Genomic DNA, 17,775 nt, shown 5'->3' with positions numbered 1-17,775 from the left:
AAAAAAAAATAGGTTAATTACTCTATACACGATTCACAATTACTGTACCATACAGTATATTAATTAAAAAATGAGCAAATAAATATACTCATTCTATTTTGCCCGAAAAAATGCATTTGATTAAGAGCCTTGCCTATGCGTAGTTTAAATTTAATGATCACGAGCCTATTGGTATTGTGTAGTGTAACAATAGTGGGGTGTAGCAAACCAGCACCTGAAGCGGAACAAATTCCCTTGGTGATGGTCACCCAGCCTGCAACATCACATGAAGATCAAAAAAGTTATGCGGGGGATGTTCAAGCCCGACAGCAAACAGCATTGGCATTCCGTGTCGGGGGACAAATTACAGAACGCTATGTCGATGTTGGGGCTCGTGTCAAAGTAGGGCAAGTCTTAGCAAAGCTTGATGTGAAAGATGCCCAGCTACAATTGAACTCAGCCAAAGCACAACTTGAAAGTGCGCAATCTGCGGCCAAGGCTGCAGCAGATGAATTTAAACGCTTTCAGCAGCTCTTACCGATCAATGCTGTGAGTCGCTCACAATATGATTCAGTCAAAAATCAATATGATGCTGCCCAGGCAAGTTTAAAACAAGCCCAATCTAATTATGATGTGAGCGCCAATCAAACAGGTTATAACCAATTGATTGCCAATAAAAATGGGGTGATTACCCAACGTAATATTGAAACTGGGCAAGTGATTTCAGCAGGGCAGGCGGCGTACCAACTGGCGATTGATGGTGATCGTGAAGTGGTGATAGGTGTACCTGAACAAGCCATTGCAGAGATTAAAGTCGGTCAAAATGCATGGGTGACTTTATGGTCTAAACCTCAAGATCAATTTGCTGCCTATGTTCGAGAAATTTCTCCAGCAGCCGATCAATCACGTACATTTATGGTTAAAGTGGCTTTAAAAGAAGGGCAGTCCGCAATTCAACTTGGGCAAAGTGCGCGGGTATTCTTTAATCAAAATATTCAAAATGTATTGAGTGTGCCTTTATCTAGCGTCTCAGCAAATAATAATCAAGCCTATATTTGGGTGGTGAATCCAGACCAAACGATTGCTAAAGTTTCAGTGACTCTGGGCAGCTATGGTCGTGACAGTGTTACTGTCGTGAAAGGGTTAAATCCTGGGCAATGGGTGGTTGTAGGAGGGGTACATTTACTTCGTGAAAAGCAAAAAATAAAACCGGTAGACCGTGAAAATCGTGCTGTAACTGTTCAAAAAGGAGCATGATCATGAGTCCATTTAACGCCTTTAACTTGTCAGAATGGGCACTCAAAAATAAAGGATTAGTACTTTATTTTATGATCCTATTGGGTATTGTCGGGCTATTTTCCTATTCAAAACTCTCTCAGAGTGAAGATCCACCCTTTACTTTTAAAGTCATGGTGGTACAAACCTATTGGCCTGGTGCAACAGCTCAAGAGGTTTCTTTACAAGTTACCGATAAAATTGAAAAAGAACTGATGAGCACAGGGCTCTATGACAAGATTATGGCTTACTCGCGTCCGGGTGAGTCTATGGTCATGTTTATGGCAAAAGACTCATTAAAATCTAACCAAATTCCAGATGTTTGGTATCAAGTGCGTAAAAAAGTAGGCGATATCAAAACACAGTTACCTTCTGGTGTTCAGGGGCCGTTCTTTAATGATGAGTTTGGTGACACCTTCGGGAATATCTATGTCTTAACAGGCAAAGATTTTGATTATGCAACGTTAAAAGAATATGCAGATCGTTTACAGCTTCGCTTACAACGGGTCAAAGATGTCAGTAAAGTCAATCTGGTGGGGCTACAAGATCAAAAAATCTGGATTGAGCTTTCCAACACCAAAGCCGTGCAAATGGGCGTACCAGTTACTGCAATCCAAGAAGCCTTGGCAAAGCAAAACAGTGTGACCAGTGCAGGCTTTTTTGAAACAGGCACTGACCGTATTCAAGTGCGAGTCAGTGGTGCTTTAAAAAGTGTCGATGATTTGAAAAAAATGCCCTTGTTGGTGGGAAATAGAACCATTCAACTGGGCGATGTTGCTGACGTTTATCGTGGATTTAGTGAGCCTGCACAACCTCGCATGCGTTTTATGGGCGAGAATGGGATTGGTTTAGCGGTTTCTATGCGTAAAGGTGGTGACATCATCGCATTGGGTAAAAACCTAGAAACGGAATTTAAAACCTTACAAAAATCACTGCCTTTAGGTATGGAACTGAAAAAAGTTTCAGATCAGCCAGTGGCTGTTCAACGCAGTATTCATGAATTTGTCAAAGTTCTTGCAGAAGCAGTCATTATCGTTTTATTGGTGAGCTTTTTTTCGCTGGGTTTTCGTACCGGCTTGGTGGTGGCATTTTCGATTCCACTGGTGCTTGCGATGACTTTTGCAGGCATGAATTTATTTGATGTTGGCTTACATAAGATTTCTCTAGGAGCCTTGATTCTGGCCTTAGGGTTATTGGTTGATGATGCCATTATTGCCGTCGAAATGATGACCATTAAAATGGAACAGGGCTATAGCCGGATGAAGGCAGCTGGTTTTGCATGGACCAGTACCGCATTTCCGATGCTGACAGGAACATTAATTACCGCAGCAGGTTTTTTACCTATTGCTACAGCCGCATCAAGCACAGGGGAATATACTCGTTCAATTTTCCAAGTGGTGACCATTGCCTTAATTGTTTCATGGATTGCTGCTGTGGTTTTTGTTCCTTATCTAGGCGATAAGTTACTTCCAGATTTTAACAAAGTGCCACAAAAAGCGCCGTGGTATCAGCGTCTTCTCGCAAGATTACGAAAGCAACCAGAACCTCAGCCCGTGATTCATCATACTGGTGAGCATTTTGATCCATATCAATCTAAATTTTATCAAAGCTTTAGAAAGTTGGTGAATTGGTGCGTGACTTATAGAAAAACCGTCATTTCAATTACGGTTGGGGTTTTTGTCCTGTCTGTGGTGATGTTTAAATTTGTACCCCAACAATTTTTCCCGTCTTCAAACCGTGCTGAAATTTTGGTCGATTTAAAATTGGAAGAAGGCGCATCACTGACTGCAACTGAAGATGCCGTGAAGAAAGTCGAGGCATTTTTATCTAAGCAAAAGGGTATTGATAATTATGTTGCTTATGTAGGAACAGGTACACCACGTTTCTATCTGCCTTTAGATCAACAGATGCCACAAGCCAGTTTTGCACAATTTGTGGTTTTAGCATCGTCACTGGATGATCGTGATGAAATTCGTAAATCCTTAGATACGCAAATTCGCCAATTATTGCCACAGGTACGTATCCGTGTCTCTTTATTAGAAAATGGTCCTCCAGTCGGCTATCCATTGCAATTTCGTGTATCGGGTGAAGACATTGCAATTGTTCGTCAGGAGGCGCAAAAAGTTGCTCAACTGGTGGGCGAAAATCCAAATACCGCAAATGTTCATTTGGACTGGGGTGAGCAAAGTAAAATCATTTCGTTGGTGATTGATCAAGACCGTGCCCGTCAAATGGGTGTAACCTCAGAAGATTTGGCGAATTTTTTAAACAGTTCGATATCGGGTGCAATTATCAATCAATATCGTGAAAAACGTGAGCTGATTGATGTTCGTATCCGCGGTGATCAGGCTGAACGTGTCAATGTTGAAGCATTATCCAGTCTTGCTGTTCCAACAAGTAAAGGCACCACTGTACCTTTGGCGCAAATCGCTACACTTCAATATAAATTTGAAGATGGTTTGATTTGGCACCGCAATCGTTTACCGACCATTACTGTACGGGCAGATATTCGGACCAAGTTACAGCCTGCAACCGTGGTCAATGAGCTGGCTGAAAAAATGGATCAGCTTCGTACAACCTTACCAAGTGGTTATTTGTTAGAAGTTGGTGGCGCGGTAGAGGAGTCGGCAAAAGGGCAAACTTCTGTAAATGCAGGGATGCCATTATTCCTTGCGGTGGTATTTACTTTGCTGATGCTGCAGTTAAAGAGTATTTCGCGTTCATTCATTGTATTTTTGACAGCGCCGTTAGGTTTAATTGGGGTAGTGTTATTCCTGCTCTTATTCAATAAGCCTTTTGGTTTTGTGGCGATGCTAGGCACCATTGCATTATCTGGAATGATTATGCGTAACTCACTGATTCTGATTGATCAGATCGAACAAGATATTCGAGCTGGGCAGAATCAATGGGATGCGATTTTGGATGCTACAGTTCGCCGATTCCGCCCCATTATTCTGACCGCCTTGGCAGCGGTATTGGCCATGATTCCGCTTTCTCGGAGTATTTTCTTTGGGCCAATGGCAGTGGCCATTATGGGTGGTTTAATTATTGCGACACTTTTAACGTTATTTTTCTTACCAGCGTTGTATGCGACTTGGTTTAAGATTAAAAAAACTACAGAAAATACATAAATTGTTGAGAATATTAGGTGCGAAAAATTGAAAACTTCAATATAGTAGCACTTAATCTTTAACAGAAAATAACATAGGAAATTTTATTGCATAATAAGTAAATCGGTATGCAATAAATTTGAGGTCAAAAACACCCATGGGGCAAACAAATCCAGAACAGCATCGTAAATTTATTACGAGCTCTTATTTGTTTATGTTTCTTGCATTGTTTACGGTGATTACAGCCGTGTTGGCGTATTGGTTAGCACGTAAAGTAGCAGTGGCAGATAATGCAGAGGTATGGATACATGCGCAAGCGTTGTGGATTATGCGCAATGCTCTCATTTTTTTGATTTTGGCAGCCTTTGCTGCGCTATGGTTTATTCCGTTAATCTTTTTCTATTGGGACAGTTTCATTTGGGTAAAAGCGTGCACTGTGGCTGGTGTGGTATTTAGTGCCATTGCATGGTTATATTTACTCAATATATGGCTCAAAGGTTTTACTAAATATTTACAGAAAAAAGCTGTTTTTTAAAAAAAACCACATTTCACGCTTGTAAAAAATAACATCGCCCCCAATTTACTCTGCATAGAAGTATTATCAAATTTTGTGGAGCATCGCCAATCATGGCTAAACGTGATTATTATGAGGTTTTAGGTGTTGCTAAAACCGCTAGTGATGATGAAATTAAAAAAGCCTACCGTAAGTTGGCGATGAAGTATCATCCAGATCGTAATCCTGACAACTCAGAAGCTGAAGAAAAGTTTAAAGAATGTGCGGAAGCATATGAAATTCTTTCTGACGGTGAAAAACGTAGCATGTACGACCGTATGGGTCATAACGCCTTTGAAGGTGGTATGGGCGGCGGTGGCTTTGGTGGTGGTTTCAGTGCCGAAGACATTTTCAGTCAGTTTGGTGACATCTTCGGTGGCGCTTTTGGCGGTGGTGGCCGTGGTCAGCAACGTGCGCGTCGTGGTTCCGACCTGCGTTATGTTATGGAATTAACGCTTGAAGAAGCGGTGAGAGGCGTTAAGAAAACCATTACCTTTACTGCACCAGCACCTTGTGATGTGTGTGATGGTAAAGGTTCAAAAAATCCAAATGATGTAGAAACCTGTAAGACTTGCCATGGTGCAGGTCAAGTGCGTATGCAACAGGGCTTCTTCTCTGTTCAGCAGACATGTAGTACCTGTCGTGGACAAGGTAAAATTATTAAAAATCCATGCAGCAAATGTCATGGTTCAGGTGTATCAGATCGTCAGCAGACCCTTGAAGTTACTATTCCTGCAGGTGTTGATAATGGTGATCGCGTTCGCTTAACAGGTAAAGGTGAAGCGATCCGTGATGGTCAATCTGGTGATTTATACGTTGAAGTCGTAGTGCGTGAGCACGATATCTTCCAACGTGATGGTGCAGACTTATATATGGATGTACCTGTTAGTATCGCAGATGCTGCTTTAGGTAAAGAACTTGAAATTCCAACATTGGATGGCCGTGTCAGTTTGAAAGTGCCTGAAGGTACACAAACCGGTAAAATGTTCCGACTACGCGGTAAAGGGGTAAAACCTGTACGTAGCAGTATGCAAGGTGACTTACTTTGCCGTATTGTGGTGGAAACACCTGTACATTTGACCAGCCGCCAACGTGAGCTATTGAAAGAACTTCAAGCCACGATGGAAAGTGATGACAATAAATCGTCACCGAAGAAAAAATCTTTCTTCGATCGTTTATTTGACTAATTGAGTTTAGACCTTTTCATTTAGCAAGCTAAACATTGAAGATGTAAAAACGGAGCAACAGATCTTGTTGCTCCGTTTTTTTATTTTGATGCTTGATCTGATGGTGATAAATCAAATTCGTTGTCATCTGGGGCCGCATCTATTGAATTATCATCTTGGGGGAGTATCACCGCGGGATGTGTTGCTGGTGTCGATGATTCCGATGTTGGGGCAGGAGTGGATGTAGGCGTTGTGTCTTCGGCCCAAACGAGTGAAACAGTTGTTGTCATCACCAATCCTAAAATGATTTTTTTGAGTTGCATGGTATTTCCTTTGATATTTGCTTTTTATGATTGCATCCAAGCGCTTTTAGTTTAATAGATCTGAAGAATTTAATTTTTACTTTTTAGTTATTTTTAGCTGTAATTTAATATACATTTCAAGCAGTTTTTAGATGATTTAAAAATAATATAACTGTTAATGTTTAGCGATAAAGCCTGATTTTTATGATGATGATTACAATTGAATTGAGCTATTTTAAAAAAGACAGGTCGAAGATATTGGACATACCCTCAACCGCTGAGAAATAGGTACTTATTACTCGATGATTGGTGCATCAATATCTTCAACACGAACTTCTGTTTGAGGTTCAGATGCTGTGCTGCTATTGGATTGAACAAGTGTTTTTTCTTCAGTTGTTGCTGATGTTGTTGTAGGTGCTGATTCAGCCCAAACATTTGTCATCATCATGCCGAGTACTAGAGCGAAAGCCATTTTATTCGAATGCATATTGATCTCCTTATAAGCCATATTCTTTTCATTCGTGGCATGTAGTCTGCTGTGGGATTCTTGCATTTTGATGAAATAAATTTGAAAAGTTGTAAATTTTTCAAAGTTTTACCGATATATTTTATAAAATTAATCTATTTATTCGTTCAGGCTATTCCGGACCAATGAGCGCATCAGATCCCAAAGCAAGCAAAAAGATCACAGTATTTTTTTATATTGAAACGTCGTCTTAGAACCGAGTTTTGTTATAGTAGAGCCAAATTTTCAAATTCAGATTTAGGAAGATCGTATGTCAGCAGCTCCACGCATTGGTATTGTAGGTGCAGGTGGCCGTATGGGCCGTACATTGATTCAAGCTGTACAACAAGCAGGTTTTCAACTTGCTGCTGCAGTAGAGCGCCCGGAAAGCACATTAATTGGTGCAGATGCAGGAGAGCTTGCAGGAATTGGTGCTGTGGGGATTAAAGTGGTTGGCAACTTGGAAGAGATCCTCAAAGATGTGGATGTGGTAATTGATTTTACTGCGCCTGTTGCCACTGAACATAATTTAAAACTATGCAGTGCTGCTGGTGTTGCAATGGTGATTGGTACAACTGGTTTCTCGGATCAACAAAAAGAGCTATTAAATCAATCTGCGACTCAGACACCGATTGTTTATGCGGCAAATTATTCAGTGGGTGTGAATGTTTCGATTAAATTACTTGAGCTGGCAGCTAAAGTATTTGGCGATACTGTGGATATTGAAATTATTGAAGCTCATCACCGTCATAAAGTAGATGCACCATCAGGTACTGCACTGATGATGGGTGAAGCTGTTGCTGACACACTGGGTCGTGATTTAAAGAAAGTTGCTGTCTATGGTCGTGAGGGGCATACAGGTCCACGTGAACGTGAAACCATTGGTTTTGAAACGATTCGTGGTGGTGATATTGTGGGCGAACATACAGTGATGTTTATTGGCGAAGGTGAGCGTGTAGAAGTGACACACAAAGCCACGAATCGTATGAATTTTGCTGCCGGTGCTGTACGTGCAGCCGCTTGGGTTGTCGGCAAAGATGCAAAAAAATACGATATGAAAGACGTTTTAGGCTTAAATGATATTTAAGCTTAAAATCTGATGCGATAGAATTAAAACAATTAGTCAAATTTTGAACATTCAAAAATGAAAAAAACAGTGATGTTATTTGCTTGTGTAATCAGTGCTTTTGGCCTGACTACACAAGCTGCTTTACCAAACAATGCCAAATTGAGTTTGAATAAAAATAACATTCAGGTATGGACATACAAGGATGCCAGTAATTCTGTGTTGTCTTATAAAGCTGAAACAACATTAGATGTGCCGATTGATCGTGCTGTTGCTTTGGTATTGGATGTTAAAAACTCACCGAAATGGGTCCCCAATGTTGCCAAAGCTGAAGTGTTATCTCGCGATGATAAAAAAGGTGAATTCAGCATTTATATGGTTTTAGATTTTCCCTTTCCGTTAAAAGATCGCGACATGGTGGTTAAAGGAACCATGTCTAAAGATGCAAATGGCAGTATTTTTATTAAAAATTCTGCGATTCAGCAAGGTAAAGCACTGAATCCTGACTATGTGCGTTTAAAAGATTATTCAGGTGATTGGACCTTTCAAAAACTGGGTGCCAATAAAGTCAAAGTCATTACCTCTGGACACGCCAATCCAGAAGGCTCTATTCCTGCAAGCTTAACCAATATTTTGGTCGAACAGCAGCCTTATCAGATGTTGCAGAAAATGAAAACAGAATTGGCAAAGAATAAACCCTTTGCAGCTTTGCCTGATATTTTAAAATAGACGTTGTTTGATCAATAATCCTGAAGCAGACCCTATTGACGAAACAACTTTATATTCGAAAAAATAATGCTTAGCAGATCTTTCCATTTAACTATTGAAAGTAACCTTTCTTAAGGTATTGATGTAGAAAGAAAGGTTACTTGCAGTCTTTGTCACGATTGTTAATCGCTAGGCTGAATGGCTATATTGTTGTACAGGTGCTTTATTCATTTTCATTTGAATAAAAACCAGCACTAGCCCTAAAGCTGTGAGTACCGCACCTGCAATAGACACCGCAGCATAACTCATGCCCATACTCAATACTGCGCCACCAGCTGTTGCACCTAAAGCATTGCCTAAATTAAATGCCCCAATATTCACAGAGGATGCCAATCCAGGTGCTTCATGTGCAACAGACATGACACGCATCTGTAAAGGTGGGACCACTGCAAAGGCTGCTGCTCCCCAGACAATCAGTGCCAATGCTGCACCAATTTGAGTTTGAGCCAGTATAGGGAACAGCAACATGCTCACCATCAGTAACAGCAAGAAACTGGTCAATGTTTTGGTCAGTGACAAGTCTGCAAATTTCCCACCTAAGTGATTACCAATTGAAAAACCAATTCCAATCAGTACCAGCATCAAGGTAATAAACATCGGGCTGGCATGGGTGATGTTTTGTAGGCTAGGCGCAATATAGGTATAGAGGGTAAACATTGCACCTGCACTCATCACCGTGGTGAGCAATGCAAGAACCACAGGCAGCCGAGTCAGCACTTTTAATTCTGCTTTGACATCAGGCCGTTGACTTGCTTTATCTTCAGGCAAGGCTTTCCATAGTGACAGCATAGTAATCACGCCGAGTAAGGCGATTGCTGCAAATGACATACGCCAGCCAATATTCTGCCCAACCCATGTGGCTAAAGGAACACCACCGATGTTGGCAATGGTGAGGCCCATAAACATGGTGGCAACAGCACTGGCTTGCTTGTCTTTAGGTACGACGCTTGTTGCAACAATGGAACCAATCCCGAAAAACACCCCATGATTGAGACTGGTCAGGATTCGAGCGGCCATTAAGCCCCAGTAATTGGGGGCAATTGCAGCAAGAATATTGCCAATGGTAAAAATAATCATGGCTAAAATAAGCGCTTTACGTCGTGGAAACCGTCCAAACCATAAGGTCATAAACGGCGCACCAATCATGACACCGAGTGCATACGCGGTGATCAGCATACCTGCGGTAGGGATTGAAATATTCAAATTTTCTGCAATTTGGGGAAGAAAGCCCATAGGAGAAAATTCTGTTGTTCCTATTGCAAAAGCACCAATCGCTAATGCGAGTAAGGGAAAATTTAATTTCATGAGGAATCTCAAATATACAGCATATTGAAAATGATGGGGTGTAACAGCGTTTAGTCAATCACTGGGATGGTCATTTACTTTTCAGCCGCTATTTTGATGAAGTGACAAAATAAAGCTTCGCAAGAAAATAATCTTGCGAAGCAATCTAAGTCATGATCAAAAGGGGGTAAAGCCTGTTTTGAAGCCTAGTAAGTAAAACTTAGTACCCCAACTTTGCTAATCAAAGCCTGAGCCAAGATTTGCGCTGCTTTAAATCACTTTTACTCCAGCAGTGAATTAAACATCCCACTGAGGTGCTAAGTTTTCAGGATCAACCTCACGGCCATTACGTTCCAATTGCGCGATTAATTGCATTTCTTCAGCAGATAGCTGAATCTCTTGTGCTTTTAAGTTGGCGATTAAGTTTTCACGTTTAGTCGATGACGGAATGACAGCAAAGCCTTTCTGCAATGCCCATGCCAATGCAATTTGAGCGCTAGAAGCCTGATGCTGTTTGGCAATTTCAGTTAATGTTGGGTCATTTAAAACTTTGCCATACGCCAAGGTCATATAAGAGGTCACATCAATATTTTGTGACTGTAAAAAATTCACCAACTTATCATTTTGCAAATAAGGGCTAAGTTCAATTTGGTTGGTGGCAATATTTTCAAGCCCTACAGCAGCAATGGCTTGTTGCGATAAGTCGATATTGAAGTTTGAAATTCCAATATGTTCAGTTAGGCCCAGCTTTTTCGCTTCTAACAGGTTATGCATCATTTCTGCAACAGAAATTCCGAGACTTGGCGCTGGCCAGTGAATCAAGGTTAAGTTGACTGCATCAGTACCCAGTTTCTGTAAGCTGTCTTTAAGACTTGGAATAAGTTTGTCGGCTTGATAATGATCTGTCCATATCTTTGTTGTGATAAATAAATCATCACGATGGATATGGCTTTCAGCAATGGCCTGACCGACTTCTGCTTCGTTGCCATAGATTTGAGCAGTGTCTACAGCACGATAACCAACGTCTAAGGCTGTTTTGACCGAGTCAATCACAGTTTGTCCTGTTAAACGGAAAGTACCGACACCAAATTGAGGAACGATGTTTGTCATGCTGGATTTCACTTTATTTTCTGAGATTGGGTGTATTTTGCAACTTTAATTGTTGCGGAAAAATATAGGAATATGCAAAATATTGTTGACTAGAAATCAACAATAAGCAGAGCGCTGACAGCAATGAAATCTACACTCGAAGAATTACAGGCTTTTATTAATATTGTTGATAGTGGTTCGATTGTTGCAGCTGCAACGCATCTTGAACAAACCACTTCAGGTGTAAGTCGAGCCTTGCAACGACTTGAATCTAAACTGAATGTCACCTTAATAGAGCGGACAACACGTAAACTTAAGTTGACTCAAGAGGGGCAATTATTTTTAGCAAAAGCCCGAAAAATTGTGCATGACCTCAATGAAGCAGAAGATGCTTTATTAAAATCTGACAGTGATACATCTGGGCTGATTCGTGTGGATTCCGCGACACCTTTTGTATTGCATGTGATTGCACCGTTGATGCAAGAGTTTTCTCAGTTGTATCCTGAAATTGAAATAGAGTTAAACAGTAACGATCAGATCATCGATTTATTAGAACATAAGACAGATGTTGCAATACGTTTTGGGGATCTTAATGATTCGAGCTTACATGCACGTTTGTTATGTAAAAGCCGATTATATATCGTTGCCAGTCCTGAGTATTTAGCCACACATGGTTATCCAGCAACACCGCAAGATATTTTAAATCATACGCAAATTGGCTTTAGCAAAGTCAGCCGTTTAAATACTTGGCCGATTCGAGTCAATGGAGAAAGGCTTACTGTCAAACCAAAAATCAAAGCATCCAGTGGTGAAACTGTCCGCCAACTGTGTTTACGCGGGCATGGAATTGCGAGATTGTCTGAGTTTGAAATTTTAAAAGATATAAAGCAAGGACGCTTGATCGCTCTATTTGAAGATCAAATAGAGCTTTATGAGCAACACATCCATGCGGTGTATTATCAACAGGAACATTTACCAAAGCGTGTCCGTTTATTTATTGAGTTTTTAACGCAAAAGCTGTCAAAGTTTCGATAGTCTTTTGTGGTGGTAAATCCAGACTCAGTAAAGTTTGGCTACTGGGTTGTTGTGGATTGACCAATTGGATTTCAAAATGATCAGTTGCTGTCTGAAGGCATTTGAACTGCAAGTCTTTTTGCACTGGGATATTAATTTTCATCCGTTGATCACTACTGGTATGGTAGCGGTAGTTTCGCACAGCAGCAGTCTGATGTAGGGTGGGTTCTAGATGATCAAGTTGATACTCAGCTAAATTTTGTGTTTTTAAAAAGCCTTCAATCAAAGATTTACATACAAAATGTTGTTTCTGAGCAGCTTGATTGACCTGCTGAGGCTGACAAGCAGTTAATCCAAAGACAATACTGATTAAAGCGATCGTTCTCATTTTTTTCTCCTTTCAAATCAATTTGTTTGTAAAAATTGGCTGTGAATGAAGCATAAATCTGTTAACTTTATAGATACAGATACAACAAATATTAAAATTTGAGTACAGATATGGCGTTTCAATATCAAACATTAGCACAACAAATTGCACAGAAAATTTATTGTGGTGAGTTGGCCGTTGGGCAACGACTCAGTTCTTTGCGAAAATTTGCAGCATTGCAAAATATTAGTCTGAATACAGCAAAGAGTTGTTATGAATTGCTTGAAGCGCAAGGCTTGATTTATGTCAAAGAAAAGTCTGGCTATTTTGTTCAATCGCAGCAAAAAGCCTCGCAGATTGCTGTACCTGACCATCCTGATTTTAAGTCGAGAGCACGTGAGGTTTCAAATCTAGACTTACAAATTCAAATTCATGAAGCAGCAATCAATAATAAGCTGATCCATTTAGGTTCGATTCAGTTATCGCCTAATCTAGTTCCTGTAGAGGCCTTACGCCGTTCAATACAACGTGCTTTAAAGCACAGTAAACCAGAAGACTTTTTATATAATGACCGCCAAGGGCACCTTCAGTTAAGAGAGGCTTTGTCAGCACATTGGGCTGAAGATGGCTTTTATATTGCCAAAGAAGATATTTATATCAGCAATGGTTGTATGCCGGCATTGTCTGTGATGATTCAAAGCCTGAGCCAAATCGGTGACAGTGTGATTGTGCCCACACCAAACTATAATGGTCAGTTGCAATTGTTGGCGTTGCTCAAACGAAAAATTATTGAAATCCCCGCCAATACCGAAGGTTTTGATCTGGATCGTTTAGAACAAGAGATGCAAAACTCAGCTGCAAAAGTCTGTTTATTAACGGCCAATTTTCAAAACCCTTTAGGCTTCTGTTTGACTAATGCCGAGAAAGAAAAAATCGCACAGCTGGCAGCGCAGTATCAGTGTTACGTAATTGAAGATGATATTTATGCTGAATGTAGCTTTAATGCCAAACGCCCTTTACCGATTAAATATTGGGATCAACAGGGCTATGTGGTTTATTGCGGATCGGTTTCCAAGTCGTTGTCGACCTCTTATCGGGTCGGTTGGTTCTGTTTGCCACAACGTTTACAGCACTTACATGCCAAGTTGATTTTACAAAATGTTTCGGTCAATACACCATTGCAATTGGGTCTTGCTGATTTGATTTATAGCCGAGCCTATCGTCAGCATTTGAGTGAGTTACGCCCTAAGTTGATGGCTCAAGTTGCGCAATATTTACAGTTTATTCAACATGCTTTTTATGGGGTAGAGATCCGTTTAAATCAACCGCAGGGAAGTTATGCCTTGTGGTTACAGTTCCCAGAGCAGATTGATAGCTTGGCGTTGTATTACTATGCACAGCAATACAGTATCAATATTGTGCCAGGGATTATTTTTGGTGAGGATCACCGTTATAACAATTGTATTCGTTTAAATGCAGGGCATGAATTGTCTCAGGAAATTCAGGATGCAATTATGTTATTGGCAGATTGGGTCAGGGGTGAATTGTTAGCCAAGAGTGTGGCTTAAACTGATTTGTGAGCAAACGCATACCACGACAGGCTTATTCCATTCACGGTTCTTGATAAACCGTGATGGATGGTCAGACTTAAATTAGAAATCCGCTTTTAATACGATACGATAACGGGCTTTTCCAGAATGAAGTCGCTCCAAAGCCTCATTAATTTTTGACATTGGATAAACTTCAATTTGTGGTGCAATGTTTTTGCGTGCGGCAAATTGTAATAATTGACGCAATGCAAAAGGGGAGCCTGTTGGTGAACCGGTCACTGATTTTGCACCGCCAATCAGTGCGCCCGCAGGAATCGGCATCGGTTCGAGGACTAAACCTAGCATATGAATTGTGCCATTTGGTGCCAGTGTATTGAGATATGCTTTCCAGTCCAAACTCACATTTACCGTACACAGCAATAAATCAAATTTGCCACGTTGCGCTTTTAACGCATTGGCATCGCGACTATTGACCACATGGTCTGCGCCCATTGCTTTAAGTTCATCTGTTTTGTCCAAACTTGATGTAAAGGCAGTGATCTCACAACCCCACGCTTTGAGTATTTTAATGGCCATATGACCTAAACCACCAATCCCAATGACACCAACATGGTGAACTGCTTGAATTTGATGTTTTAAGATTGGGTCAAAAACAGTGATACCACCACACAATAAAGGACCAGCACTTTCAGGATTTAAATCTTCAGGAAAAGGAATAATCCACTGCCAACCTGCACGAACCTTATCTGCAAACCCGCCTGCATGACCAACGATAGTTGCAACTGAACCCCCTGTGCAAAGCACTTGTTGACCACTAACACATGGATCACAGTGCTGACAACTTTCCGCAGTCCAGCCGATACCAACACGTTGACCGACTTTTAATCCTTTCGCCTCTGAACCCAGTTGAGTGATGGTACCGATAATTTCATGACCGCCAACCACTGGAAAAACTGAATTTCCCCATTCATTGTTAATCACTGAAACATCGGAATGGCATAAACCGCAATATTCAACTTTGACTTCGACCTGATGAGGCTGTAATTCACCTGCATCAAATTGATAGGGCACAAGTGCTGCACCTGCCTCTAAGGCAGCATAAGCATGAAACGTATTATTTGACATGTGAATCCTTCCTGTTTGTTCAGTTAAACTTTTAGCGGGATATACAATCATTTTCATGGTCATTGATCATACCCACTGCTTGCATAAAGGCATAGCAAGTGGTTGGACCAACAAATTTAAAACCATTCTTTTTTAACGCTTTAGAAAGCTTTTGACTGGTTTCGGTTTGTGCTGGCGCTAATTTATAATCAGGGACATCATTGAGTTGTACTTGCTGGTCGACGAAATCCCATAACCAGTTCACCATATCAATCTCTTGAGCTTTCATGTTTTGCCATGCAATAGCATTGTCACGAATTGCCGTTAATTTCCCAATATGGCGAATCAGCCCAGCATCCTGACATTTTAGCGCAAGCTCTTGTTCAGTAAAATTGGCGATGGTTTGAATCGGGTGGTTAAAAAATTGGGCGCGGTAGCTTTCACGCTTTTTTAAAACAGTAATCCAAGATAAACCTGCTTGTTGCCCCTCTAGGCAAAGCATTTCAAATAAATGCTGTTCATCTCGATTGGACTTACCCCACTCTTGATCATGATATTCAATATAAAGAGGATCATCTGAACACCAACCACAGCGTTTATTTGTCATAAAAGATCTACCATTGTTCTGATTGATTTAAGTTTTAATTGTCTAAAGTTTAAATTCGACCCATTGATCTTGTTTGTTGTCCCAATAGGAAAGTTGCGCATGTTGTAAATCTTTAAAACTTACCCAAATATCTTTACCCGCTTTGTCTGCAAAGCCAGTACTGATCATTAATGCTTCATCGGTGATTTCCATAATCCAGCCTTGATGATTTTGTCCATTGAGGGCAATTTTTTGTTGATTGCCTGATTCTGCAAATTCAACTAAACGCTCAAGCAATGCTTCTGACATGGAATATTCCTAAATTGATTCAATCTAAAATTAACGTAAATAAGGGTAGGGGTTGACTGCACCTTGGCCTTTACCCCTTAAGTATAGTCCATAGTGCAAATGCGGTGCAGTATGTCGTGCATTTCCCGTATTGCCCACATAGCCGATTAACTGACCTTTTTTAACGTAATCGCCTTCTTGTAGACCACGTTTGTGATCGTTTAGATGAGCATAATAGTGATAAACCCCACCTGGTCCGATGAGCCAAATCACTTTACCCCCCAGATTATTGCTCTTTAAGCTGGCAATCACACCTTCAGTACTACTATAAACTTTGGTTCCACGTGAAGCCATGATGTCAATTCCTTCATGTGCTCGCCCAGCACTGCGAGATGCACCCCAAGTATCTGTGAGGTTTTGTGGTTTTACTCCATCTACAGGAATTGCCAATCGGGTTGGCATTGACATTGCTTTTAGGCGGTTAATTTGAGCTTGTGGAAGCTGAGGCTTAGATGAGCTTGGCTTTTTAGGTGCAGTGGTACATGCAGTTAAAATAATGGCAAGCAAGGCCATCAAGCAATATTGGATGCTACGTGACACGAGAAATCCTTTTTTCAAGTTTCAAAAGGGCAAATTAAAATTGAAATATGCTTCGAATACCCGTGTCTGACTATGTCATATTTTTACTGCTGAGATCAATTTTTTCATGGCTGTGGGGATGCCCATTTGTGTAGCTTTTTGTGGTGTTAACCATTCGCCCCCAAGTTCAGCCTGGAGGTATTCTTTTTGGTCTGATTCAACTCGAACAATATGCGCATTTAAAATCCATGTGAAATGGGTAAAGCTATGCGAGATTTGGACAGGTTCAACAGTTGAAATAAGTTTTAGACTTTGACAAAGCTGTTGAAACGCGAGCTCATTTTCAAAAATCGGTAAACTCCATAAGCCTCCCCATAAACCACTGTTGGGACGCTGTTCCCATAACCATTGTTGATCTGACTCAATTAATAACACTGTGCCAGTTCTAACAGGAACAGGCTTTTTAGCTTTCTTATAAGGCAGTTCAGTTTCTAGCCCTTGTTGATGGGCTTGGCAATGTTGTTGCATAGGGCAGTATAAGCAGAGTGGCTTTTTGGGCGTACAAATGGTTGCGCCCAAATCCATAATTGCTTGGGTATAGTCGTGGTTGCGTTCAGTTGGGCATAAGCTTTCCGCCAGTTGCCACATGGCTCGTTCATGGATGGGTTTACTCAGGTCATCTTCAATGGCAAAGAAACGGGCCAAAACACGTTTTACATTGCCATCCATAATGACGCCATATTGGCGTAAGCCAAGCGACATCAGTGCGCCACCAGTAGAGCGACCAATACCTGAAAGTTCCACCCATTGTTCTAAGCTTTGTGGAAAATGCCCTTGCTGGCTGACCACGCCTGCTGCTTTATGCAAATTGCGCGCACGGGCGTAGTAGCCTAATCCTGCCCAATAGGGGGCAACATCATCCCATGAAGCTTTACCCAAATCATCGACAGTCGGAAAACGTTGGATAAATTTATCAAAATATTGTAGTACAGTTTTGACTTGTGTTTGTTGCAACATAATCTCAGACACCCAAACTTTGTATGGATCATCAGCCACTTGCCACGGTAAATCATGGCGCCCGTGTTGATCAAACCAAGTCAATAGCGCATCTGAAAATGAAAATTGCGACATAACAATCTAGCGTAAAAATTGGATGCTCAGTATAACCAAGATAAATTTATTGCGGAAAA

Annotated in this window: 18 protein-coding genes; 8 read left to right on the top strand and 10 right to left on the bottom strand. The window is 40.9% G+C overall.

The window, feature by feature from the left end; translation table 11 throughout:
* Positions 1 to 135 precede the first annotated feature (135 nt).
* The 4 genes from ACQ7EO_RS21115 (at position 136) to dnaJ (ending at position 6,104) form a co-directional block, all read left to right on the top strand.
* Positions 136 to 1,236, top strand: coding sequence for an efflux RND transporter periplasmic adaptor subunit (locus tag ACQ7EO_RS21115; protein WP_434278630.1), 1,101 nt, complete (start codon positions 136 to 138; stop codon positions 1,234 to 1,236).
* 2 nt (positions 1,237 to 1,238) lie between these two features.
* Positions 1,239 to 4,385 carry an efflux RND transporter permease subunit gene (locus tag ACQ7EO_RS21110; RefSeq protein ID WP_151801881.1) on the top strand — a complete coding sequence of 1,049 codons (3,147 nt, stop codon included), beginning with the start codon at positions 1,239 to 1,241 and terminating at the stop codon, positions 4,383 to 4,385.
* Between the two features lie 136 nt (positions 4,386 to 4,521).
* Positions 4,522 to 4,899 carry a hypothetical protein gene (locus ACQ7EO_RS21105; RefSeq protein WP_004818242.1) on the top strand — a complete coding sequence of 126 codons (378 nt, stop codon included), beginning with the start codon at positions 4,522 to 4,524 and terminating at the stop codon, positions 4,897 to 4,899.
* Between the two features lie 92 nt (positions 4,900 to 4,991).
* The gene (gene dnaJ / locus ACQ7EO_RS21100) at positions 4,992 to 6,104 is read left to right on the top strand and encodes a molecular chaperone DnaJ (protein ID WP_004718844.1); all 1,113 of its coding nucleotides are present in this window, start codon (positions 4,992 to 4,994) and stop codon (positions 6,102 to 6,104) included.
* A gap of 80 nt (positions 6,105 to 6,184) precedes the next feature.
* On the opposite strand, the gene ACQ7EO_RS21095 is transcribed toward dnaJ, so the two are convergent.
* Positions 6,185 to 6,373 (bottom strand): hypothetical protein, encoded by a 189-nt coding sequence (locus ACQ7EO_RS21095; RefSeq protein ID WP_411171944.1) that lies wholly within the window; start codon positions 6,371 to 6,373, stop codon positions 6,185 to 6,187.
* A gap of 307 nt (positions 6,374 to 6,680) precedes the next feature.
* The gene (locus ACQ7EO_RS21090; protein ID WP_096732466.1) at positions 6,681 to 6,872 is read right to left on the bottom strand and encodes a hypothetical protein; all 192 of its coding nucleotides are present in this window, start codon (positions 6,870 to 6,872) and stop codon (positions 6,681 to 6,683) included.
* Positions 6,873 to 7,161: 289 nt separating this feature from the next.
* Between ACQ7EO_RS21090 and dapB the strand changes: the two genes are divergently transcribed.
* Both dapB and ACQ7EO_RS21080 read left to right on the top strand, forming a co-directional pair.
* The gene (gene dapB, locus ACQ7EO_RS21085) at positions 7,162 to 7,977 is read left to right on the top strand and encodes a 4-hydroxy-tetrahydrodipicolinate reductase (protein ID WP_004718838.1); all 816 of its coding nucleotides are present in this window, start codon (positions 7,162 to 7,164) and stop codon (positions 7,975 to 7,977) included.
* 57 nt (positions 7,978 to 8,034) lie between these two features.
* A complete protein-coding gene (locus tag ACQ7EO_RS21080; RefSeq protein WP_244014566.1) occupies positions 8,035 to 8,685 on the top strand; it encodes an START domain-containing protein in 651 nt (216 codons plus the stop codon).
* A gap of 168 nt (positions 8,686 to 8,853) precedes the next feature.
* Here the strand turns inward: ACQ7EO_RS21080 and ACQ7EO_RS21075 are convergent, their stop codons facing one another.
* Positions 8,854 to 10,029: an MFS transporter gene (locus tag ACQ7EO_RS21075; protein WP_004818249.1), complete on the bottom strand. Its 1,176-nt coding sequence runs from the start codon at positions 10,027 to 10,029 to the stop codon at positions 8,854 to 8,856.
* Positions 10,030 to 10,305: 276 nt separating this feature from the next.
* Complete coding sequence (dkgB, locus tag ACQ7EO_RS21070) at positions 10,306 to 11,118, bottom strand: 2,5-didehydrogluconate reductase DkgB (RefSeq protein WP_154130161.1); 813 nt, start codon at positions 11,116 to 11,118, stop codon at positions 10,306 to 10,308.
* Positions 11,119 to 11,241: 123 nt separating this feature from the next.
* Between dkgB and ACQ7EO_RS21065 the strand changes: the two genes are divergently transcribed.
* Entirely contained in the window at positions 11,242 to 12,132 is an 891-nt protein-coding gene (locus ACQ7EO_RS21065) for a LysR family transcriptional regulator (protein ID WP_434278629.1), read from the top strand.
* Here ACQ7EO_RS21065 and ACQ7EO_RS21060 read toward each other — a convergent pair.
* Positions 12,092 to 12,499 (bottom strand): hypothetical protein, encoded by a 408-nt coding sequence (locus ACQ7EO_RS21060; RefSeq protein WP_034614694.1) that lies wholly within the window; start codon positions 12,497 to 12,499, stop codon positions 12,092 to 12,094. The two genes, ACQ7EO_RS21065 and ACQ7EO_RS21060, sit on opposite strands and share 41 nt — an antisense overlap.
* Positions 12,500 to 12,609: 110 nt before the next feature.
* Here ACQ7EO_RS21060 and ACQ7EO_RS21055 point away from each other — a divergent pair, with 110 nt between their 5' ends.
* Complete coding sequence (locus ACQ7EO_RS21055; protein WP_434278628.1) at positions 12,610 to 14,046, top strand: PLP-dependent aminotransferase family protein; 1,437 nt, start codon at positions 12,610 to 12,612, stop codon at positions 14,044 to 14,046.
* 84 nt (positions 14,047 to 14,130) lie between these two features.
* On the opposite strand, the gene ahr is transcribed toward ACQ7EO_RS21055, so the two are convergent.
* The 5 genes from ahr to mutY form a co-directional block, all read right to left on the bottom strand.
* Positions 14,131 to 15,153 (bottom strand): NADPH-dependent aldehyde reductase Ahr, encoded by a 1,023-nt coding sequence (ahr, locus tag ACQ7EO_RS21050; protein ID WP_034614740.1) that lies wholly within the window; start codon positions 15,151 to 15,153, stop codon positions 14,131 to 14,133.
* Between the two features lie 31 nt (positions 15,154 to 15,184).
* Positions 15,185 to 15,739: a DNA-3-methyladenine glycosylase I gene (locus ACQ7EO_RS21045; protein WP_434278627.1), complete on the bottom strand. Its 555-nt coding sequence runs from the start codon at positions 15,737 to 15,739 to the stop codon at positions 15,185 to 15,187.
* 42 nt (positions 15,740 to 15,781) lie between these two features.
* Positions 15,782 to 16,027, bottom strand: coding sequence for a hypothetical protein (locus tag ACQ7EO_RS21040; protein ID WP_004818256.1), 246 nt, complete (start codon positions 16,025 to 16,027; stop codon positions 15,782 to 15,784).
* Between the two features lie 30 nt (positions 16,028 to 16,057).
* Positions 16,058 to 16,606 (bottom strand): M23 family metallopeptidase, encoded by a 549-nt coding sequence (locus tag ACQ7EO_RS21035; RefSeq protein WP_004718822.1) that lies wholly within the window; start codon positions 16,604 to 16,606, stop codon positions 16,058 to 16,060.
* A 75-nt stretch (positions 16,607 to 16,681) separates the two neighbouring features.
* Positions 16,682 to 17,716: an A/G-specific adenine glycosylase gene (gene mutY, locus ACQ7EO_RS21030; protein ID WP_004718819.1), complete on the bottom strand. Its 1,035-nt coding sequence runs from the start codon at positions 17,714 to 17,716 to the stop codon at positions 16,682 to 16,684.
* Between the last annotated feature and the right edge of the window lie 59 nt (positions 17,717 to 17,775).

Origin of the sequence: Acinetobacter sp. CE-15, assembly GCF_051059255.1 — a bacterium.
Taxonomy (GTDB): domain Bacteria; phylum Pseudomonadota; class Gammaproteobacteria; order Pseudomonadales; family Moraxellaceae; genus Acinetobacter; species Acinetobacter guillouiae.
Note: the sequence above shows the minus strand (reverse complement) of the source record. Positions and strands in the feature narration are given on the sequence as shown.